This window comes from Streptomyces flavovariabilis, from assembly GCF_000725785.1.
Classification (GTDB): Bacteria; Actinomycetota; Actinomycetes; order Streptomycetales; family Streptomycetaceae; genus Streptomyces; species Streptomyces hawaiiensis.
Genome location: NZ_JNXD01000027.1, coordinates 1 through 15414 on the forward strand (window position 1 = coordinate 1; position 15414 = coordinate 15414).

A 15414-nucleotide genomic window follows, 5' to 3' on the forward strand; every position below is an offset into this window, starting at 1 on the left:
AGGGCAACGGCGTTCACCAGGCCATGCTCGGCATCGCCCGGCTACACAACCTGGCCCTCGCCCGATAACCCACGCCCCATACGGGACAACCTCTAGGAGCGTGAGCCGGGACTCCGCGGGCCGTACTGTCGAGACGACACAACGGTCGGCCCCGGAGGCGCCCCTCCCCGACGCGCTGAACGCGGCGGCGGACGCGTGCGAGCGGCTGCGTCCGCGGCTGTTCGCGGCGAGGCGCTGGAGCCGGCCGGGCCGGTGGTCCTGGAGCGCGGCTGAATCCGGTGGAGCGGGCGGCGTCCGCGTCGATGCGCGGACGCCCCTGTGGGCCCGTCAGGCGTCCACGTCGACGCGCGGAAGGGGGCCGCCGCCCGCGACCATGGTCTCGCCGGAGCCCGCGGACTCCTCCGAGAGCCGTTCCATGCCGCTCGTGGTCTTCAGCGGCTTCTCCTTGATGAACAGCACGGCGATCAGCGCGAGCGCGGCGAACGGCGTGGCGACGAGGAAGAGTTCGGCCGTGGCGACACCGTAGGCATGCTCGACGATGTCCCGCATCGGTGCCGGCAGGGTGGTCATGTCGGGAACGCCGCCGTGCCCGGCCTGGTCTCCGCCCGCGGAGGCTCCCGCTCCCGCCAGGCTCTTGGTCATCTCGGAGGCGACACGGTTGGCCAGGATCGCGCCGAGCACGCTGGTGCCGATGGTGCCGCCCATGCTGCGGAAGAAGGACAGCACCGAGGTGGCGGCGCCCAGTTCGGCCGCGGGGACGTCGTTCTGCGCGGCCAGCACGAGGTTCTGCATCAGCATGCCGACGCCGATGCCCATGACCGCCATGTAGAGGCTGAGCAGAGCGAAAGGGGTGCCGGCGGAGATCGTGGACAGCAGTCCGAGACCCACCGTCATCGTGACGCCGCCCGCGACGAGGTACGCCTTCCACCGGCCGGTCGCGCTGATGATCTGCCCGGCGACGGTGGAGGAGAGCAGCAGGCCCAGGATCATGGGCAGGCTCATCAGGCCCGCGACGGTCGGGGACTTGCCCAGGGAGACCTGGAAGTACTGCGACAGGAAGACCGTACCGCCGAACATGGCGACGCCGACGAACAGGCTGGCGACGGTGGTCAGCGTCACCGTGCGGTTGCGGAAGATGCCCAGCGGAATGACCGGCTCGGCGACCTTCGCCTCGACGAACACCGCGGCGACCAGCAGCGCCACTCCCCCGCCGGTCAGTGCGGCGGTCTGCCACGACGCCCAGTCGAACCGGTTTCCGGCGAGGGTGACCCAGATCAGCAGCGCGCAGACACCGGCGACGATCAGGAAGGCGCCCAGGTAGTCGATTCTCGCCTCGCGGCGGACGGTGGGCAGGTGCAGGGTGCGCTGGAGCAGGGCGATGGCGAGCAGCGCGAAGGGCACACCGATGAAGAAGCACCAGCGCCAGCCGAGCCACGAGGTGTCCACCAGGACGCCGCCGATCAGCGGGCCGGCGACGGTCCCGACGGCGAACACGGCACCGAAGACGCCCGCGTACTTGCCCAGCCTGCGCGGCGGGATGATCGCCGCCATCACCACCTGCGCGAGCGCGGTGAGGCCGCCGGCGCCGATGCCCTGGGCGACGCGGCTGAAGATGAGCAGCCCGACGTCGTGGGAGAAGCCCGCCAGCAGCGAGCCGACGACGAACAGGCCGAGGGAGAGCTGGAGCAGCAGCTTCTGGTTGCAGAGGTCGGACAGCTTGCCCCACAGCGGGACCGTCGCCGTCATGGCGAGCAGTTCGGCGGTGACGACCCAGGTGTAGGAGGACTGGCTTGCCCCGAGGTCGGCGATGATCCGGGGCAGCGCGTTGGAGACCACGGTGCCGGCCAGGATGGCGACGAACATGCCCGCCATCAGCCCTGACATGGCCTGGAGTATCTGCCGGTCGGACATGGCGGACGGTGACGCCTCGGCAGGCGCCGCTGAAGTGTTCACTTGGTCTCTTTCACGGATGGGAGCGCGGACGGTGGTTACCGGTCCGCCGGTGGCGGGGCCGGGAGTCCCGCGGCGAGGTGCTCGAACGTCTCCCGGAAGACGTCCGTGAAGGCCACGTCGTCCTGCCGGACGCACCAGTGCTCGACGGCGACCCGGACCGCCGCGACGCCGACGGCGGCCAGCAGGCGCGGGTAGAGGTCCAGCGCCCGCCTCCTGCGCTCGTCGTCCGGTGACGCGGATTCCGCGTCACCGGAGAAGAGCGGCGAGCCGGCGCCGATGCGCTCGGCGAGCGTTTCGGCGAGGGCGAGTTCGTCCGCCATGTGTGCGCCGATGCTGCGCGCGAGCAGATGGGGAGAGCGGCGCAGCACCTCGGAGTGCAGCCGCCACAGTTCCTGCTGCTGCTCGATCTCGGCCAGTTCGGCCGCCATGGCGTCACGCAGGGCGGTCAGCGGAGAGGCCTCACAGGGGGCGGCCAGTACGGCCTGCCGCACCCTCGCGCTCGACTCCGCGCCGATCATGACGAAGACGTCGTCACGCGAGTCGAAGTAGTTGAAGAACGTCCGCGCGGACACCCCGGCCGCCTCACTGATGGCGTCGACGGTGACGTGCTCCGCCCCGTGCTCCGCGGCCAGCCGCACCGCGGCCGCCACCAGGGCGGCACGCGTCGCCTGCTTCTTGCGTTCGCGCAGCCCGAGTGGAGCCGGCTTCCCCTCCGTCATATTTTCATAGTACGCAAAGATGCATGCTCTGCAAAAATTCCTACCCGACCCGGATGCCCACGATGCACGTGTCGTCGTCGGTGTCCGACCTGCTGTAGGTCAGGAGGCGGTCCAGCTGCTGGTCGAGTGTGCTGGGCGCCGTGCGGGCGGTGGTCAGAAGGTGGGTCAGGGACTCCTCCACGGGCCGGTCGCGGCGTTCGACCAGGCCGTCCGTGTACATCAACAGGGTGTCTTCGGGGGCCAGTTGGATCTCTGTCTCCTCGTACACGGCCTCGGGCACCGCTCCGAGCAGCAGCCCCTTGACCAGGGGCAGGGGAGCCGCTTCGGTGTCCCGGACGAGCACGGGCGGCAGGTGACCCGCCCGGGCCCAGCGCAGGGTCCGCCGGACCGGGTCGTACAGACCGCACACCGCGGTCGCGGTGACGGCACCCGTCAGATGGTGCGCCACGATGTTGAGCCACGACAGCAGCTGGGCCGGCCCGGCGCCGGTCACCGCCAGGCCGCGCAGCGCGTTGCGCAGGACGACCATGCTGGTGGCGGCCTCGATGCCGTGGCCGGCCACGTCCCCCACGCACAGCAGCACCAGCCGGGACGGCAGGACGACCGTGTCGTACCAGTCACCGCCCACCAACTGCTCGGTCTCCGCGGGCCGGTAGCGGACGGCCACCTGGAGGCCGGACACCTGCAACGGTGCCTGGGTGGGGGGCATGATGGCGTGCTGCAACTGCAGGGTCAGCCGGTTGCGTTCGGTGGCCTGCTGCTCGGTGTGCGCCAGTTGGTCGCGGGTGGCGGCGAGCGCCACCTCGGTCCAGTGCTGGGACGAGATGTCCTGGTAGGCGCCGCGGATCAGGAGCAGCCGGTCGTCGGTGTCGAGCACGGGTTCGGCGACGATCCGGATGTGGCGGGTCACCCCGTCCGGCCGCTGCAGCCGGAAGGCCGCGGCCGCCGGCCGCTGGTGGTGCAGCAGCGTGCGCAGGAAGCGGCGGATGGAGACGCCGTCGTCCGGGTGGGCATGGGCCGGCAGCTCTTCCAGGGCCACCGGCGTGCTCGTCTCCGGGCGGCCGTAGAGGTCGAAGAGCTGCCCGTTCCACGTGATCTCACCCGTGAGCACGTTCTCCTCGAACCCGCCGATGCGGCCGAGCCGCTGGGCGTGCTGGAGCAGGCTCGCCAGGCGGGCCGTCTCGTCCTCGATACGCCAGATGAGGAGTACGGACATGCCGTGGCGGCTGATGCTGATGTCCGCGACCGCCGAGAGGGGGACCTGGTCGACGAGGGCGGTGAGATTCATCCGGCGGGCCCGGAAGGGCTCACCGGTGGCGTAGACCCGCTCGACGCGCTGGAACAGCTCGCTGTCCCCGGCGGCCATCGGGTAGGCCTCCAGAAGCAGCGCGCCGCTCACGACCGCCCGCGGCCTGCCCGCGGGGTCCAGGAACCGGCTGTTCACGTGCTGGATGCGGAAGTCCACCAGGTGGCCGTCGCCGTCCAGGTGCGGCACCAGCACGAGGGCGGGGTCGTGCAGCCCGTCGGCCAGATCCATCAGCTCGGCGGCGTCCGGCAGGACGCGCGGTTCCTGCGCCGCCCCTTGTGGCGGCGTGTACATCTCCAGGGTGTGGGCGCACAGTTCGGCCAGCGCCTCCACCTGGCGGACGATCTGCGGGGGCTGCTGCGCGAGCGGAGCCGGCCAGGCGATCTCCAGGACACCGTGGACACGCCCTCCGGTGCCGGCGGGCAGGGCGACCCGGCCGCCGTCCGGGTGGTGGTGCAGGCCGATGCTGGGCAGTCCGGTCGCGCCGAGGGTGGTGATCCACTGCCCCTCGCGCTCGATGAGGCCCCGGCGCGCCACGGTCACCACGTCCGGCGGGACGTAACGCCAGCGCGCGGCCTCGGCCGGTGAGAAGCCGGCGCTGCCCGCCAGGGTGAGCGACCCGTCGGCCCCGGCGGCCCAAATGGCCACCGCCACCGCGCCGAGCGGGCGCAGCGCCTGCTCCATCAGGGCGTCGGCCACGGCCTGAGTGTCGTCCGCCGCCAGCACTCCGCTCTCGGCGGCGCGCAGGCGTACGGCGGCCGAGTCGGTCTCGGTCTCGTCGGCGGCCCGGGTGGCGGCGAGGAAGGCGTCCGTCACCTCGGACATCCGGTCCCGGGCGGCCTGGTTGATGACGTCGACGGCGAGTTCCAGGACGGTGACCTGGGCCTGCTCGGCCAACTGGGCGAGCTGCCGGGCGGCCTGGGCCGGCCCGCACTTCAGCCGCTCGACCAGGACACCCTTGGCGAGCTCGATCAGGGCCCGCCCCTCGGCCTCGGCCTGGGCGGCCCGCACCTCCCGGCTGAGCCGTTCCACGGTGGCGGCGAGCCGGCCCACCGGGGAGGCGGGCGAGAGGTCCTCGAGGTCGGCAGGCGGGTCGTCGGGGAACGCCTGCCGCCCCTCGGGGGGCTTCGGCTGCCCGTCGGGAGTCACCGCCTCCCTGTCGGGGGTCTTCGACTCGTCGTCGGGGGCCGGGGGCAACGCGCCGGACGTCGTCGACGGCAGGGAAGACCGCGGACCGGGGGCCGGGTCGCGCTTCGGCTCGCCGCCCCGGCCCGGTTCGCGCGGCTGCTCGGACATGCTCACGGTGTGGATGCTCCTCGGCTGGAGCGCCCTGGGGCGCGGAACGACGGGCGCTGCGGGGCGCCCGGCCCGCCGGTGAGCGGGTCGGGCGCCGGTGTGCTCATGCGGGCAGCCAGCGGCGGACGCAGGCCATGAGGTCGCGCGTGTCGACGGGCTTGGTGACGTAGTCGCTGGCGCCCGAGGCGAGACTCTTGTCCCGGTCGCCCGGCATCGCCTTCGCCGTGACGGCGATGATGGGCAGCTCGGCGTACTGCGGCATCCGGCGGATCTCGGCCGTCGCGGTGTAGCCGTCCATCTCCGGCATCATCACGTCCATCAGCACGAGGGCGACATCCGGGTTGTTCACCAGTGTCTCGATGCCTCTGCGCCCGTTCTCCGCATGCAGGACGCGGAAGCCGTGCAGCTCCAGGATCCCGCTCAGCGCGAACAGGTTCCGCGCGTCGTCGTCGACGACGAGGACGGTGCGGCCCGCCGCCGCGTCGTCGACGGAGGGCGGCGTCAGATGCTGCGCCCCTTCGGTCCGGACGAGGGAGAGCACGTCCCCGGGCTCCTCGGCGGACAGGTGCAACGCGATGCGCTCACGCAGTTCGTCGAGGCTGGACAGCAGCTCCAGTGCGCCGCCCGCCGAGCGGGAGCGCAGCGTCTCGTCCAGGGACAGGTCGTCCGCGGGGTGACTGCTGTGCACCAGCACCGGAACACTCGTCAGGGCCGAGTCGCCCTCCAGGGCCTGGAGGAAGCGGGACGCCTCGTCGTCGCGCATGCCCAGCTCCAGGACGACACAGTGGCACGGCTCCGACGCGAGAGCCCCGGCCGCCTCCTGCGCACCGACGGCGGTGATGATGTCGACCGCGGGCCGCTGTGCGCCGTCGGCACGGCCGTGCGTCAGGTCGGCGACCACGCTCTCCGCGACGAGGGTCAGCAGACCGCGTGAGCGCTCCTCCACGACGAGCAGGCGGCGGGGCCGGGGACCCGGCCCGATCTGGGGCACCGGCACCGAGCCGGACAGTCCGTGCGGCACAAATTCGGCCAAGGCCCGCTCCGGGGACCTGCCGTGACCGAGCAGTTCCTCGAAGTCGGGGCGGGCCACGGGCAGGAAGAGCGTGAAAGTACTGCCCTGCCCGGGCGTGCTGTGCACCGACACGGCGCCGCCGAGCAGTTGGGCGATCTCCCGCGTGATGGACAGGCCCAGGCCGGTGCCGCCGTACTTCCGGCTCGTCGTGCCGTCCGCCTGCTGGAAGGCGCCGAAGATCGTCTCCAGATGCTGCTCGGGAATGCCGATGCCGGTGTCCTTGACGCGGAAGGCCACCACGGCGGCGCCGCGGACCACGCCCTCGGGCACCTCGTCGTCCGTGGCGGGCTCGATGCTCAGCTCGACGCCGCCCTGCTCGGTGAACTTCACGGCGTTCGACAGGAGGTTGCGCAGCACCTGGCGCAGCCGGGACTCGTCCGTGAGCACGTCCGCGGGCGCGCCGGGAGCGGTCGTCACCGTGAAGTCCAGGCTCTTCTGCGTCGTCATCGGGCGGAACGTGGCCTCGACGTACTCGATGAGCTGCCGGAGCGTCACCCGCTCGGGCGTGACGTCCATCTTCCCGGCCTCGACCTTCGACAGGTCGAGGATGTCGTTGATCAGCTGGAGCAGATCCGAACCGGCGGAGTGGATGATCTGCGCGTACTCGACCTGCTTGGGCGTGAGGTTGCGGGACGGGTTCTGCGCCAGCAACTGGGCGAGGATGAGCAGGCTGTTGAGCGGGGTGCGCAGTTCGTGGCTCATGTTGGCCAGGAACTCCGACTTGTACTTCGAGGCCAGCGACAGCTGCTGGGCGCGCGTCTCCAGTTCCTGGCGCGCCTGCTCGATCTGCAGGTTCTTCGCCTCGATGTCCCGGTTCTGCGCCACCAGCAGGGAGGCCTTCTCCTCCAGTTCCGCGTTGGAGCGCTGCAGTTCCTCCTGCTGCACCTGCAACTCCGTGGAACGGGCCTGGAGTTCGACCGTGAGGCGCTGCGACTCGACGAGCAGCTCGTCGGTGCGGGCGTTGGCCACGATGGTGTTGACGTTGACGCCGATGGTCTCCATCAGCTGCGCGAGGAAGTCCCGGTGGATCTGGGTGAAGGGCGTGACCGACGCCAGCTCGATGACGCCGAGGACCTGGCCCTCGACGACGATGGGCAGCAGCACCAGCGCGGTCGGCACCACCTGGCCGAGGCCCGAGGAGATGGTCACGTAGCCGTCCGGCAGCTCCTCCACCATGATGGTGCGCCGGCTGCGCGCGGCCTGGCCGACCAGGGTACGGCCGAAGGCGATGCGGGAGGGCCGGCTGCTCTCCTCCGGGTAACCGTAGGAGCCGACGAGCCGCAGTTCGGGGCCGTCGTCGCCGTCCTCGGCGAGGTAGAAGGCGCCGTACTGGGCCGACACCAGCGGAACCAGCTCGTCCATGATCAGCTCGGCGACCACGGGCAGGTCGCGGTGGCCCTGCATCAGGCCCGAGATCCGGGCGAGGTTCGTCTTGAGCCAGTCCTGCTCCTGGTTGGCCCGGGTGGTCTCGCGCAGGGACTCCACCATCGAGTTGATGTTGTCCTTGAGCTCCGCGACCTCGCCGGACGCCTCCACGGTGATGGAGCGGGTCAGGTCGCCCTCGGCGACGGCGCTCGCGACCTCGGCGATGGCGCGGACCTGCCGGGTCAGGTTGCCCGCAAGCTCGTTGACGTTCTCCGTCAGGCGCTTCCAGGTGCCGGAGACGCCCTCGACCTCGGCCTGGCCGCCGAGGCGCCCTTCGGTGCCGACCTCGCGGGCGACGCGGGTGACCTCGTCGGCGAACGCGGACAGCTGGTCGACCATCGTGTTGATCGTCGTCTTGAGTTCGAGGATCTCGCCCCGAGCGTCGACGTCGATCTTCTTCGAGAGATCGCCCTTGGCCACGGCGGTCGTCACCAGCGCGATGTTGCGCACCTGGCCGGTGAGGTTGTTGGCCATCGAGTTGACGTTGTCGGTGAGGTCCTTCCAGGTACCGGCGACGTTCGGCACGTGCGCCTGGCCGCCGAGGCGTCCCTCGGTGCCGACCTCGCGGGCCACCCGCGTGACCTCGTCGGCGAAGGCCGACAGCGTGTCGACCATCGTGTTGATGACCTCGGCCAGCGCCGCGACCTCGCCCGCGGCCTCCACGGTGATCCGCTGCGACAGGTCGCCGCGCGCCACGGCGGTGGCGACCTGGGCGATGGAGCGGACCTGACCGGTCAGGTTCGACGCCATCACGTTGACGTTGTCGGTGAGGTCCTTCCAGGTCCCCGACACACCGCGCACCTGTGCCTGGCCGCCGAGGCGTCCTTCGGTGCCGACCTCACGGGCCACCCGGGTGACCTCGTCGGCGAACGCGGACAGCTGATCGACCATCGTGTTGATGGTGCCAGGGCGATATTGCGGACCTGGCCGGTGAGATTGCCCGCCATGAAGTTCACCGAGTCGGTCAGATCGCGCCAGGTGCCCTTGACGCCCTTGACGTCCGCCTGGCCGCCGAGGCGTCCTTCGGTGCCGACCTCACGGGCCACCCGGGTGACCTCGTCGGCGAACGCGGACAGCTGATCGACCATCGTGTTGATGGTGGCTGGTGAGATTGCCCGCCATGTGGTTCACGGAGTCGGTCAGATCGCGCCAGACGCCGGCCACGCCCGGCACCTGTGCCTGTCCGCCGAGCCGTCCCTCGCTGCCGACCTCACGGGCCACCCGGGTGACCTCGTCGGCGAACGCGGACAGCTGATCGACCATCGTGTTGACGGTCTCCTTCAGCTGGAGGATCTCGCCGCGGGCGGGCACGTCGATCTTCTGCGAGAGGTCACCCTTGGCCACCGCCGTGGCCACCTGGGCGATGTCGCGGACCTGGGTGGTCAGGTTGCCCGCCATGGCGTTGACCGAATCGGTCAGGTCGGCCCAGGTGCCCGAGACCCCCGGCACCTCCGCCTGCCCGCCGAGCGTCCCCTCCGTACCCACCTCACGGGCCACCCGGGTGACCTCGGAGGTGAACACCGACAGCTGGTCGACCATGCCGTTGAAGACCGTGGCGATGTCGCCCATGAGGCCGTCCGCGTCGTCCGGCAGCCGGGTTCCGAAGTCCCCGTCGCGTACGGCTGTCAGGCCGGCCAGCAGCCGCCGCAACTCCTGGTCGCCCGGCACCGCATCGACGACCCCAGTGCTGTCGCTGGTCATGCGCACCCTCGTTCCGCTCCCCAAGAGCCCTCGAGAACCGAGGGCTCGGAACCCCCCGGACCGATGGGCGGTCCGGTTGTCGTGCATGCATTTCCGCATTCACGGATGTGTGCGTGATGTGGAAATACGCCGCAGGCTAACCCACGTTTCAGGCCCTGAACAAAGCAGGATCCGCCATCTTCGGCCGACCCCGGGATCCTGTTCGGGGCAGCTCAGGAGGCGGCGGCGTCATCGACCGAGTCCCGTGTCTCCAGGACGCTGTCGACTCCGGTGATCTCGCAGAGCCGCTGGAGCTGCGGGGCCGGCGCGACCACGCGCAGGGTGCCCGCCTGGTGGGTGAAAATCAGCAGATTCAGCAGCGACGAGTCCGCGAAGGTGATGCCGGAGGCGTCCAGGATCACCTTCGGATGGTTCCTGACCGCCGCGTCCAGCGCGTCCGCCAGCGGCGTGATCGAGTCCATGTCGTAGGCGCCGCGGGCGACGACGACCCAGGCTCCGTGCCATGCGTACTGCGACACCGCAGCCCCGGCGGGGGGAATTGCGGGGGCCTGCTCCGGCAGCGGCTTGACGCCGGCGTCGCGCGTGAGCGCCGGCGCGCCGGCCTCGTCCCAGGGCACCTTCGGGCTCCTTCTGTGCCTCTCCCCGACGGGGAGCACGTCATCTGTTGCATGAAAAGTATGTCACGTATCTACGTTCCGACAACGGTACCCCTTAAAATGCAGGGCATGGTCGGAGTGCCCGAGTCCCACACCGGATGGACGTTCATCACCAGCCACGCGCGCGTACTGGCAGCCATCGCAGACAACCCGAACACCCGCATCCGTGACATCGCCGCCCGCTGCCGGCTCACGGAGCGTGCCGTCTCGCGGATCATTTCCGATCTCGAGCAGGACGGTTACCTCTCCCACACGCGGGACGGGCGTACGAACACGTACCGCATCGAGCCGGACAAGGTGCTGCGCCACCCGGCCGAAGCCGGCCTCTCCGTGGCTTCGCTGCTCTCCCTGCTCGTACAGGACGAGACGGACCGCATGAAGAAGCCGGTCGCTCGGTAGCGACCGGCTTCCGTACGGCTCGCGGGCAGCACCGCCGTTCTCGCCGTGGGCGCCCCGGGAGTGACCCCCTGCGGCGTGAACCCACGGCGGGACTTCCGCCCCTCATAGGGGCGCGGGCTCAGGGTCGGCCGGGTCCGAGGACCACCGGCAGCCGGGTCAGGCGCCACTGCCCGGGCAGACGCATACGTTCGCGCCGTTCCAGTTCGGCCGGTTCCAGGGCCAGGCGCAGGTCCGGGTAGCGGTCGAACAGCGAGCCGAAGGCGATCTCGGCTTCGAGCCGGGCGAGAGAGGCCCCCAGGCAGTAGTGGATGCCGTGGCCGAAGCCGAGGTGGTTCTCGGCCTGCCCGACGGGGTGCCGGCGCAGGTCCAGGCGGTCCGGATCGGTGTAGCGGCGCGGATCGAAGTTGGCCGAGACGAACACGAGGAGGACGGCGTCGCCGCGCGGGATCCGGGTGCCGGCGACCTCCATGTCCTCGGCGGCGTAGCGCAGCCTGCCCGTCTGGACCGGCCCGCACCACCGCATCAGCTCGTGCACCGCGCCGGGCATGATTTCGGGGTCGGAGCGGAGCTGGGCGAGCTGACCGGGATGGGAGAGCAGGGCGGCGGTGCCGTTGCTGATGAGGTGGGCCGTCGTCTCGTGACCGGCGAGGACGAGGGTCACCACGAACGTGACCAGTTCGACGTCGCTGATGCCGCCCTCCGAGGAGTCCTGGCCCCGGATGAGCCCGCTGAGCAGGTCGTCTCCGAGGTCGGCACGCCGTTCCCCGATGAGCCGGTGGGTGTGCTCGATCATCGCGGGGAACGAGGTCGCGAGCCGTTCCGGCCGCATGGCGATCAGGTCCTCGCCCCACTGCTGCCACTTGTCGCTGTCCGCCTCCGGGACGCCCACCAGGTTGCAGATGACCTGGATCGACAGCGGATAGGCGTAGTGCGCGAGCAGGTCGGCGGCCCCGTCGGCGGTGTGCCGCGGCAGGGCGTCCAGCAGCCGGCCGGCGATCTCCTCGATCCGGGGCCGCATGCCCATCACCCGGCGGGCCGTGAACTCGCGCAGCACCCGCTTGCGCAGCCGGGTGTGCTCGGGCGGATCGGTGTCGAGCATCGACCCCATCAGGTAGGGACGCAGCTCCTCGGGAATGGCGAGCATGTCCATCATCTTCAGCCGCGGGTCGTCGTCCGTCGCACCGGGCACCGAGGCCGGGGTGTTGACCAGGCGGCGGTCGTGCAGCAGCGCGCGGACGTCGTCGTGCCGGGTGACGAACCAGGCCGGTGTGCCGTCGAGGTACCGTCCGTGCACGACGGGCGCCTGTTCCCTGAGGCGTCCGTAGCCGCCGAACGGATCGGCCATCAGATCCGGGTCCATGGCGTGCGGTTCGGCGTCGATCTCGTTCTGCGGAACAGGGGGAGACGTGGACATGCGCTTCGGCTTCTCCTCGTGACGTCAGTCCTCGGCGACGGTGATGGCCTGTACCGGGCAGGCCAGTTCGGCCTCGCGGACCGAGGGGTCGTCCGTGCCGTCCGAGCCCTCGGGCAGCACGTAGACGATGCCCACGTCGTCCTGGGCGAACAGGGCGGGGGCGGTCAGCGTGCACTGGCCGCTGCCGATACAGCCGTCTCGATCGATGCTGATGCGCACGTGTGCGGCTCCTCTGATTCTCTGGAGGACGGGGGCACGAATTCTGCCGTGTCATCGATATCGGCACCGTGCGGTCGACGCTAGTGCAGGGAGTTTCCATCGGGCAAGCTGGTCGCAACTCACCCGGGCCCATTCGGTTTTGTCCCGCCAGCGGGACAGGCCGACGACCATTCATGCCCGCCGGCGCTGATTGAGAGGCTGCATTTCATGAGTTCCGGTGAAAGTGCCGTCAGCATCGACTCCACGCTCGCCGCTGTCGACTCGTGGCTGACCGAATACATTTCGGCCCGCCATCCGGAGATCGGCCGCATCGGCCCCGTCTGCCCGTTCGTGGCGCCCTCGCGCAAGAACCGGACGATGGAGACACGGGTGCGGTTCGTCGGTCACTCACCCACCCTCGAACTCGTCGAGGAGATCGCGCGCAGCAGTCTGCGCGAGTACGGGCTGATCTCCTGGCAGGGGCGCAACCCCATGCTGCGGGCGATGGTGGTGGCCCTGCCGGACCTGCGCTCCGAGGACACGAAGCTGCTCGACGAGGCGCAGATACGCGTGAAGGACGAGTTCGTCGAACAGGGCCTGATGGTGGGCCAGTTCCACGAGAACTGTGACGTCCCGGCCGCCCGGAACCCGGACTTCGCGGTGAGCAGGGCACCGGTGCCGGTCCTGGCGATCCGCGCGATCGCGCTGCACGACATCTTCTTCCTGGCCGAGCACCGGCACTGGTTCGAGAAGTACCGGGAGAAGTTCGGCCAGTTCTACACGCCGCAGGCGATGGAGAACGAGGACCGGTTCCGGGTGGAGCACTACCGGCGGGCGGCCCGGGCGTACGGCTACCCCGCGTAGCGGGGGGGCGGCGCCGCAGGCGGTCGGCGCGCGGACACACGAGGCGGCGGGCCCCGGTTCGGGGCCCGCCGCCTCGTGTGTCCGCAACCGCCGCGTCGGGGCCGGTCGCCGCCGGTGGAGCCGGGGGCGGCGACGGTCAGGAGGAGGCCGCCCCGGCCGCGGCGCGCTCCAGGGCGGTGCGGGCCAGCCGCTGGATGCCGGCCGGGTCGGGAAGGCGCACGTTGATGAACGAGAGGATGTCTCCGCTGACGGCGACCGCCCAGGAGCCTTCGATCCGGTATCCGTCGGAGGTCGTCACCCACCGGGTGACGACGCCGTCGCCGGCGATGTCCTCGAGCGGCTCGACGGCGGCCTTGGTGACGTCGAACTGCATACCGTCGTTGAGTTGCATCCGGTAGCTGTCGCACTTGTGCAGGGCCTCGACGAACTCCTGGAGGATCCGCCGGGCGGCGTCGTCCCGGAACCGCGCGACGTGGTGGAAGACCACCGAGCCGACGACGTTGGTGTAGAGCCCGGCCGCGTGCTCCACCGTCTGCGGGTGGGAGCCGTGCGTGAGTGTGTTGATCAGGTCGATGAGGATCCGGCCGGACTCGTCGCCGGAGACGAAGACGGGGTCGTACGCGACGCTGGGCTCCTCACCGAAGAACGACTCCTCGAGATCGTCCTCGGTCAGCAGGAACCGCTCCATGGAATCGCTCATCACGCTTCTCCCATCTGGCGTACGAGGCTCAGCGGGCGCATATCGGTCCAGTTCTCCTCGACGTAGTCGAGGCACGACTGCCGGTCGGTCTCCGCAAGAGCCACGGTCCAGCCCGCCGGCACCTCGGCGAAGGACGGCCAAAGGGAATGCTGGCCTTCCTCGTTGACGAGCACGAGGAACGTGCCATCGGGGTCGTCGAAAGGATTGGACATTCTCTGCTCCCTCAGTAGGGCGGCGGACACACGCATTTCTCTCGCGCATTCCTCACGCGGAACACCGCGGCGCCGGAGGTGACTTCTCGCAGGACGCCGGTCATTCCCTCACGGGCGCGTTCTCGGAATTCACATTATCCGGCGCCGGGCCGGTGAGGAAAGTCTCCTGTCCCGCACCGTTCCGTCCCGCCGGCGGGACAGCCGGGGTGGTGCCCGAGGGCACCGGGCGTACGGGGTAGAGCAGTTGCAGCAGGGGGCCGGTCATCGCCGTGGTGACCAGGGCCATCACGACCATGATGGAGTACAGCTCACCGTCCAGCACGCCCATCTGCAGGCCGACGGTGAGGATGATGAGTTCCGTCAGGCCCCGCGTGTTGATCAGCACGGCGAGCGCGGCCGCCGGACGGTTCTGCATACCGGTGGCGCGGGCCGCGACGAAGGCTCCGACGAACTTGCCGCCCACCGCGACGGCCAGGATGAGGCCGAGTTCCAGCAGGTCCGTGCCGTTCATGCCGGACAGGTCCACCTTCAGGCCCGCGACGATGAAGAACATCGGCAGCAGCAGGAAGTCGTTGAGGGAGGAGACGCGCTCACGCACCTGCCCGGTGACGTCCGACGGTTCGCCCCGCGTGGTGCGCCGCGGCATGACCGCACCGAAGACGAAGGCGCCGAAGATGAAGTGCAGGCCGATCCACTCGGTGAAGGCGGCCGACAGCAGCAGGCCGCTGAGAGTGAGGACCATCGCGGCCGGGTTGCCGGGGCCGGTGAGCCGCCGGTGCTCCAGGAGGCGGCGCAGCGCGGGCCGGACGACGCCGAACATCAGCGCGACGTACGGCACGAACAGCAGCAGGAGCCACTGCGAGCCGGTGCCCGCCCCGCTCATCGCCACCACCACGGCCAGCAGGGTCCAGGCCAGGACGTCGTCGACCGCCGCACAGGCCAGAGCGACCGCCCCCAGCCATGTGCGCTGCATGCCGCGGTCGGTGAGGATGCGGGCCAGTACCGGGAACGCAGTGACGGACATCGCCGCTCCCATGAACAGCACGAATCCCGTCCGGTCGTCGGTCGGGTGGCTGTCGAACAGGTACAGGGCGAGCAACGCGCCGAGCAGGAACGGCAGGACGATGGATCCGACGGCGACGGTGCCGGCCACGAACCGGCGCCCGCGCATCAGTCCGCCGTCCAGCTCCGCGCCGACGGCGAACATGAACAGGGCCACGCCGATGTTGGCGAGGGCCGCGAGGAAGGGCCTGATCTCGTCGGGGAACAAGGCGTCGGAGACGGCGCCGTTCAGCAGTGTCGGTCCCAGCAGCACGCCCAGGAGCACCTCGCCGATGACGGGAGGCTGCCGCAGCCGCCGGGCGAGCGCACCGGCGGCGAAGGCCAGCAGTGAGATCGCGGCCAGGGCGAGGAAGAGCATGGTCACCTGATGGGTACTCACAGCCGTACGCTCCCGATGAGGCGGTTCGGTGATCTGCGGTCGTTCAGTCGTCGCGTCC

Annotated in this window: 12 protein-coding genes and 1 pseudogene; 2 read left to right on the plus strand and 11 right to left on the minus strand. The window is 70.4% G+C overall.

Going from position 1 to position 15414, the window contains the following annotated elements:
* Nucleotides 1-327: 327 nt before the first annotated feature.
* The 6 genes and pseudogenes from IO24_RS0134555 to IO24_RS0134575 all read right to left on the minus strand — a co-directional run bounded on the left by IO24_RS0134555 (nt 328) and on the right by IO24_RS0134575 (nt 10089).
* Nucleotides 328-1911 (minus strand): MFS transporter, encoded by a 1584-nt coding sequence (locus IO24_RS0134555; protein WP_045297406.1) that lies wholly within the window; start codon nt 1909-1911, stop codon nt 328-330.
* Between the two features lie 77 nt (nt 1912-1988).
* Nucleotides 1989-2672, minus strand: coding sequence for a TetR/AcrR family transcriptional regulator (locus IO24_RS0134560; RefSeq protein WP_031142853.1), 684 nt, complete (start codon nt 2670-2672; stop codon nt 1989-1991).
* A 40-nt stretch (nt 2673-2712) separates the two neighbouring features.
* Nucleotides 2713-5274: a SpoIIE family protein phosphatase gene (locus tag IO24_RS0134565; protein ID WP_420823260.1), complete on the minus strand. Its 2562-nt coding sequence runs from the start codon at nt 5272-5274 to the stop codon at nt 2713-2715.
* A 103-nt stretch (nt 5275-5377) separates the two neighbouring features.
* Nucleotides 5378-8662, minus strand: a complete 3285-nt coding sequence (locus IO24_RS41195; RefSeq protein WP_078899599.1) for a HAMP domain-containing protein — start codon at nt 8660-8662, stop codon at nt 5378-5380.
* A 291-nt stretch (nt 8663-8953) separates the two neighbouring features.
* A pseudogene (locus IO24_RS47865) lies at nt 8954-9472 on the minus strand (HAMP domain-containing protein); the annotation flags it as partial.
* Between the two features lie 212 nt (nt 9473-9684).
* Nucleotides 9685-10089 (minus strand): STAS domain-containing protein, encoded by a 405-nt coding sequence (locus IO24_RS0134575; RefSeq protein ID WP_031142857.1) that lies wholly within the window; start codon nt 10087-10089, stop codon nt 9685-9687.
* 108 nt (nt 10090-10197) lie between these two features.
* On the opposite strand from IO24_RS0134575, the gene IO24_RS0134580 reads away from it, so the two are divergent.
* Nucleotides 10198-10527: a helix-turn-helix transcriptional regulator gene (locus tag IO24_RS0134580; RefSeq protein ID WP_031142859.1), complete on the plus strand. Its 330-nt coding sequence runs from the start codon at nt 10198-10200 to the stop codon at nt 10525-10527.
* A gap of 118 nt (nt 10528-10645) precedes the next feature.
* Here IO24_RS0134580 and IO24_RS0134585 read toward each other — a convergent pair whose 3' ends face one another.
* Both IO24_RS0134585 and IO24_RS0134590 read right to left on the minus strand, forming a co-directional pair.
* Entirely contained in the window at nt 10646-11941 is a 1296-nt protein-coding gene (locus tag IO24_RS0134585) for a cytochrome P450 family protein (RefSeq protein WP_045296969.1), read from the minus strand.
* A 24-nt stretch (nt 11942-11965) separates the two neighbouring features.
* Nucleotides 11966-12160 carry a ferredoxin gene (locus IO24_RS0134590; protein WP_031142863.1) on the minus strand — a complete coding sequence of 65 codons (195 nt, stop codon included), beginning with the start codon at nt 12158-12160 and terminating at the stop codon, nt 11966-11968.
* A 207-nt stretch (nt 12161-12367) separates the two neighbouring features.
* Here IO24_RS0134590 and IO24_RS0134595 point away from each other — a divergent pair, with 207 nt between their 5' ends.
* On the plus strand, nt 12368-13003 hold the full coding sequence (locus IO24_RS0134595; RefSeq protein WP_031142866.1) for a DUF6875 domain-containing protein: 636 nt from the start codon (nt 12368-12370) through the stop codon (nt 13001-13003).
* Nucleotides 13004-13139: 136 nt separating this feature from the next.
* Here IO24_RS0134595 and IO24_RS0134600 read toward each other — a convergent pair whose 3' ends face one another.
* From IO24_RS0134600 to IO24_RS0134610, 3 genes are all read right to left on the minus strand, one after another.
* Nucleotides 13140-13703 carry a hypothetical protein gene (locus tag IO24_RS0134600; protein WP_157851302.1) on the minus strand — a complete coding sequence of 188 codons (564 nt, stop codon included), beginning with the start codon at nt 13701-13703 and terminating at the stop codon, nt 13140-13142.
* Nucleotides 13703-13915, minus strand: coding sequence for an MbtH family protein (locus IO24_RS0134605; protein ID WP_031142870.1), 213 nt, complete (start codon nt 13913-13915; stop codon nt 13703-13705). The genes IO24_RS0134600 and IO24_RS0134605 overlap by 1 nt, the downstream gene beginning before the upstream one ends.
* 100 nt (nt 13916-14015) lie before the next feature.
* Nucleotides 14016-15356, minus strand: coding sequence for a cation:proton antiporter (locus IO24_RS0134610; RefSeq protein ID WP_078899477.1), 1341 nt, complete (start codon nt 15354-15356; stop codon nt 14016-14018).
* Nucleotides 15357-15414: the final 58 nt, after the last annotated feature.

Excerpts from the sequence above, each read along its gene's own strand:
- IO24_RS0134605 (WP_031142870.1), bottom strand. The coding sequence starts at position 13,915 with ATGTCCAATCCTTTCGACGACCCCGATGGCACGTTCCTCGTGCTCGTC.
- IO24_RS0134555 (WP_045297406.1), bottom strand. The coding sequence starts at position 1,911 with ATGTCCGACCGGCAGATACTCCAGGCCATGTCAGGGCTGATGGCGGGC.
- IO24_RS0134600 (WP_157851302.1), bottom strand. The coding sequence starts at position 13,703 with ATGAGCGATTCCATGGAGCGGTTCCTGCTGACCGAGGACGATCTCGAG.
- IO24_RS41195 (WP_078899599.1), bottom strand. The coding sequence starts at position 8,662 with ATGGTCGATCAGCTGTCCGCGTTCGCCGACGAGGTCACCCGGGTGGCC.
- IO24_RS0134560 (WP_031142853.1), bottom strand. The coding sequence starts at position 2,672 with ATGACGGAGGGGAAGCCGGCTCCACTCGGGCTGCGCGAACGCAAGAAG.
- IO24_RS0134565 (WP_420823260.1), bottom strand. The coding sequence starts at position 5,274 with ATGTCCGAGCAGCCGCGCGAACCGGGCCGGGGCGGCGAGCCGAAGCGC.
- IO24_RS0134585 (WP_045296969.1), bottom strand. The coding sequence starts at position 11,941 with ATGTCCACGTCTCCCCCTGTTCCGCAGAACGAGATCGACGCCGAACCG.
- IO24_RS0134580 (WP_031142859.1), top strand. The coding sequence starts at position 10,198 with ATGGTCGGAGTGCCCGAGTCCCACACCGGATGGACGTTCATCACCAGC.
- IO24_RS0134595 (WP_031142866.1), top strand. The coding sequence starts at position 12,368 with ATGAGTTCCGGTGAAAGTGCCGTCAGCATCGACTCCACGCTCGCCGCT.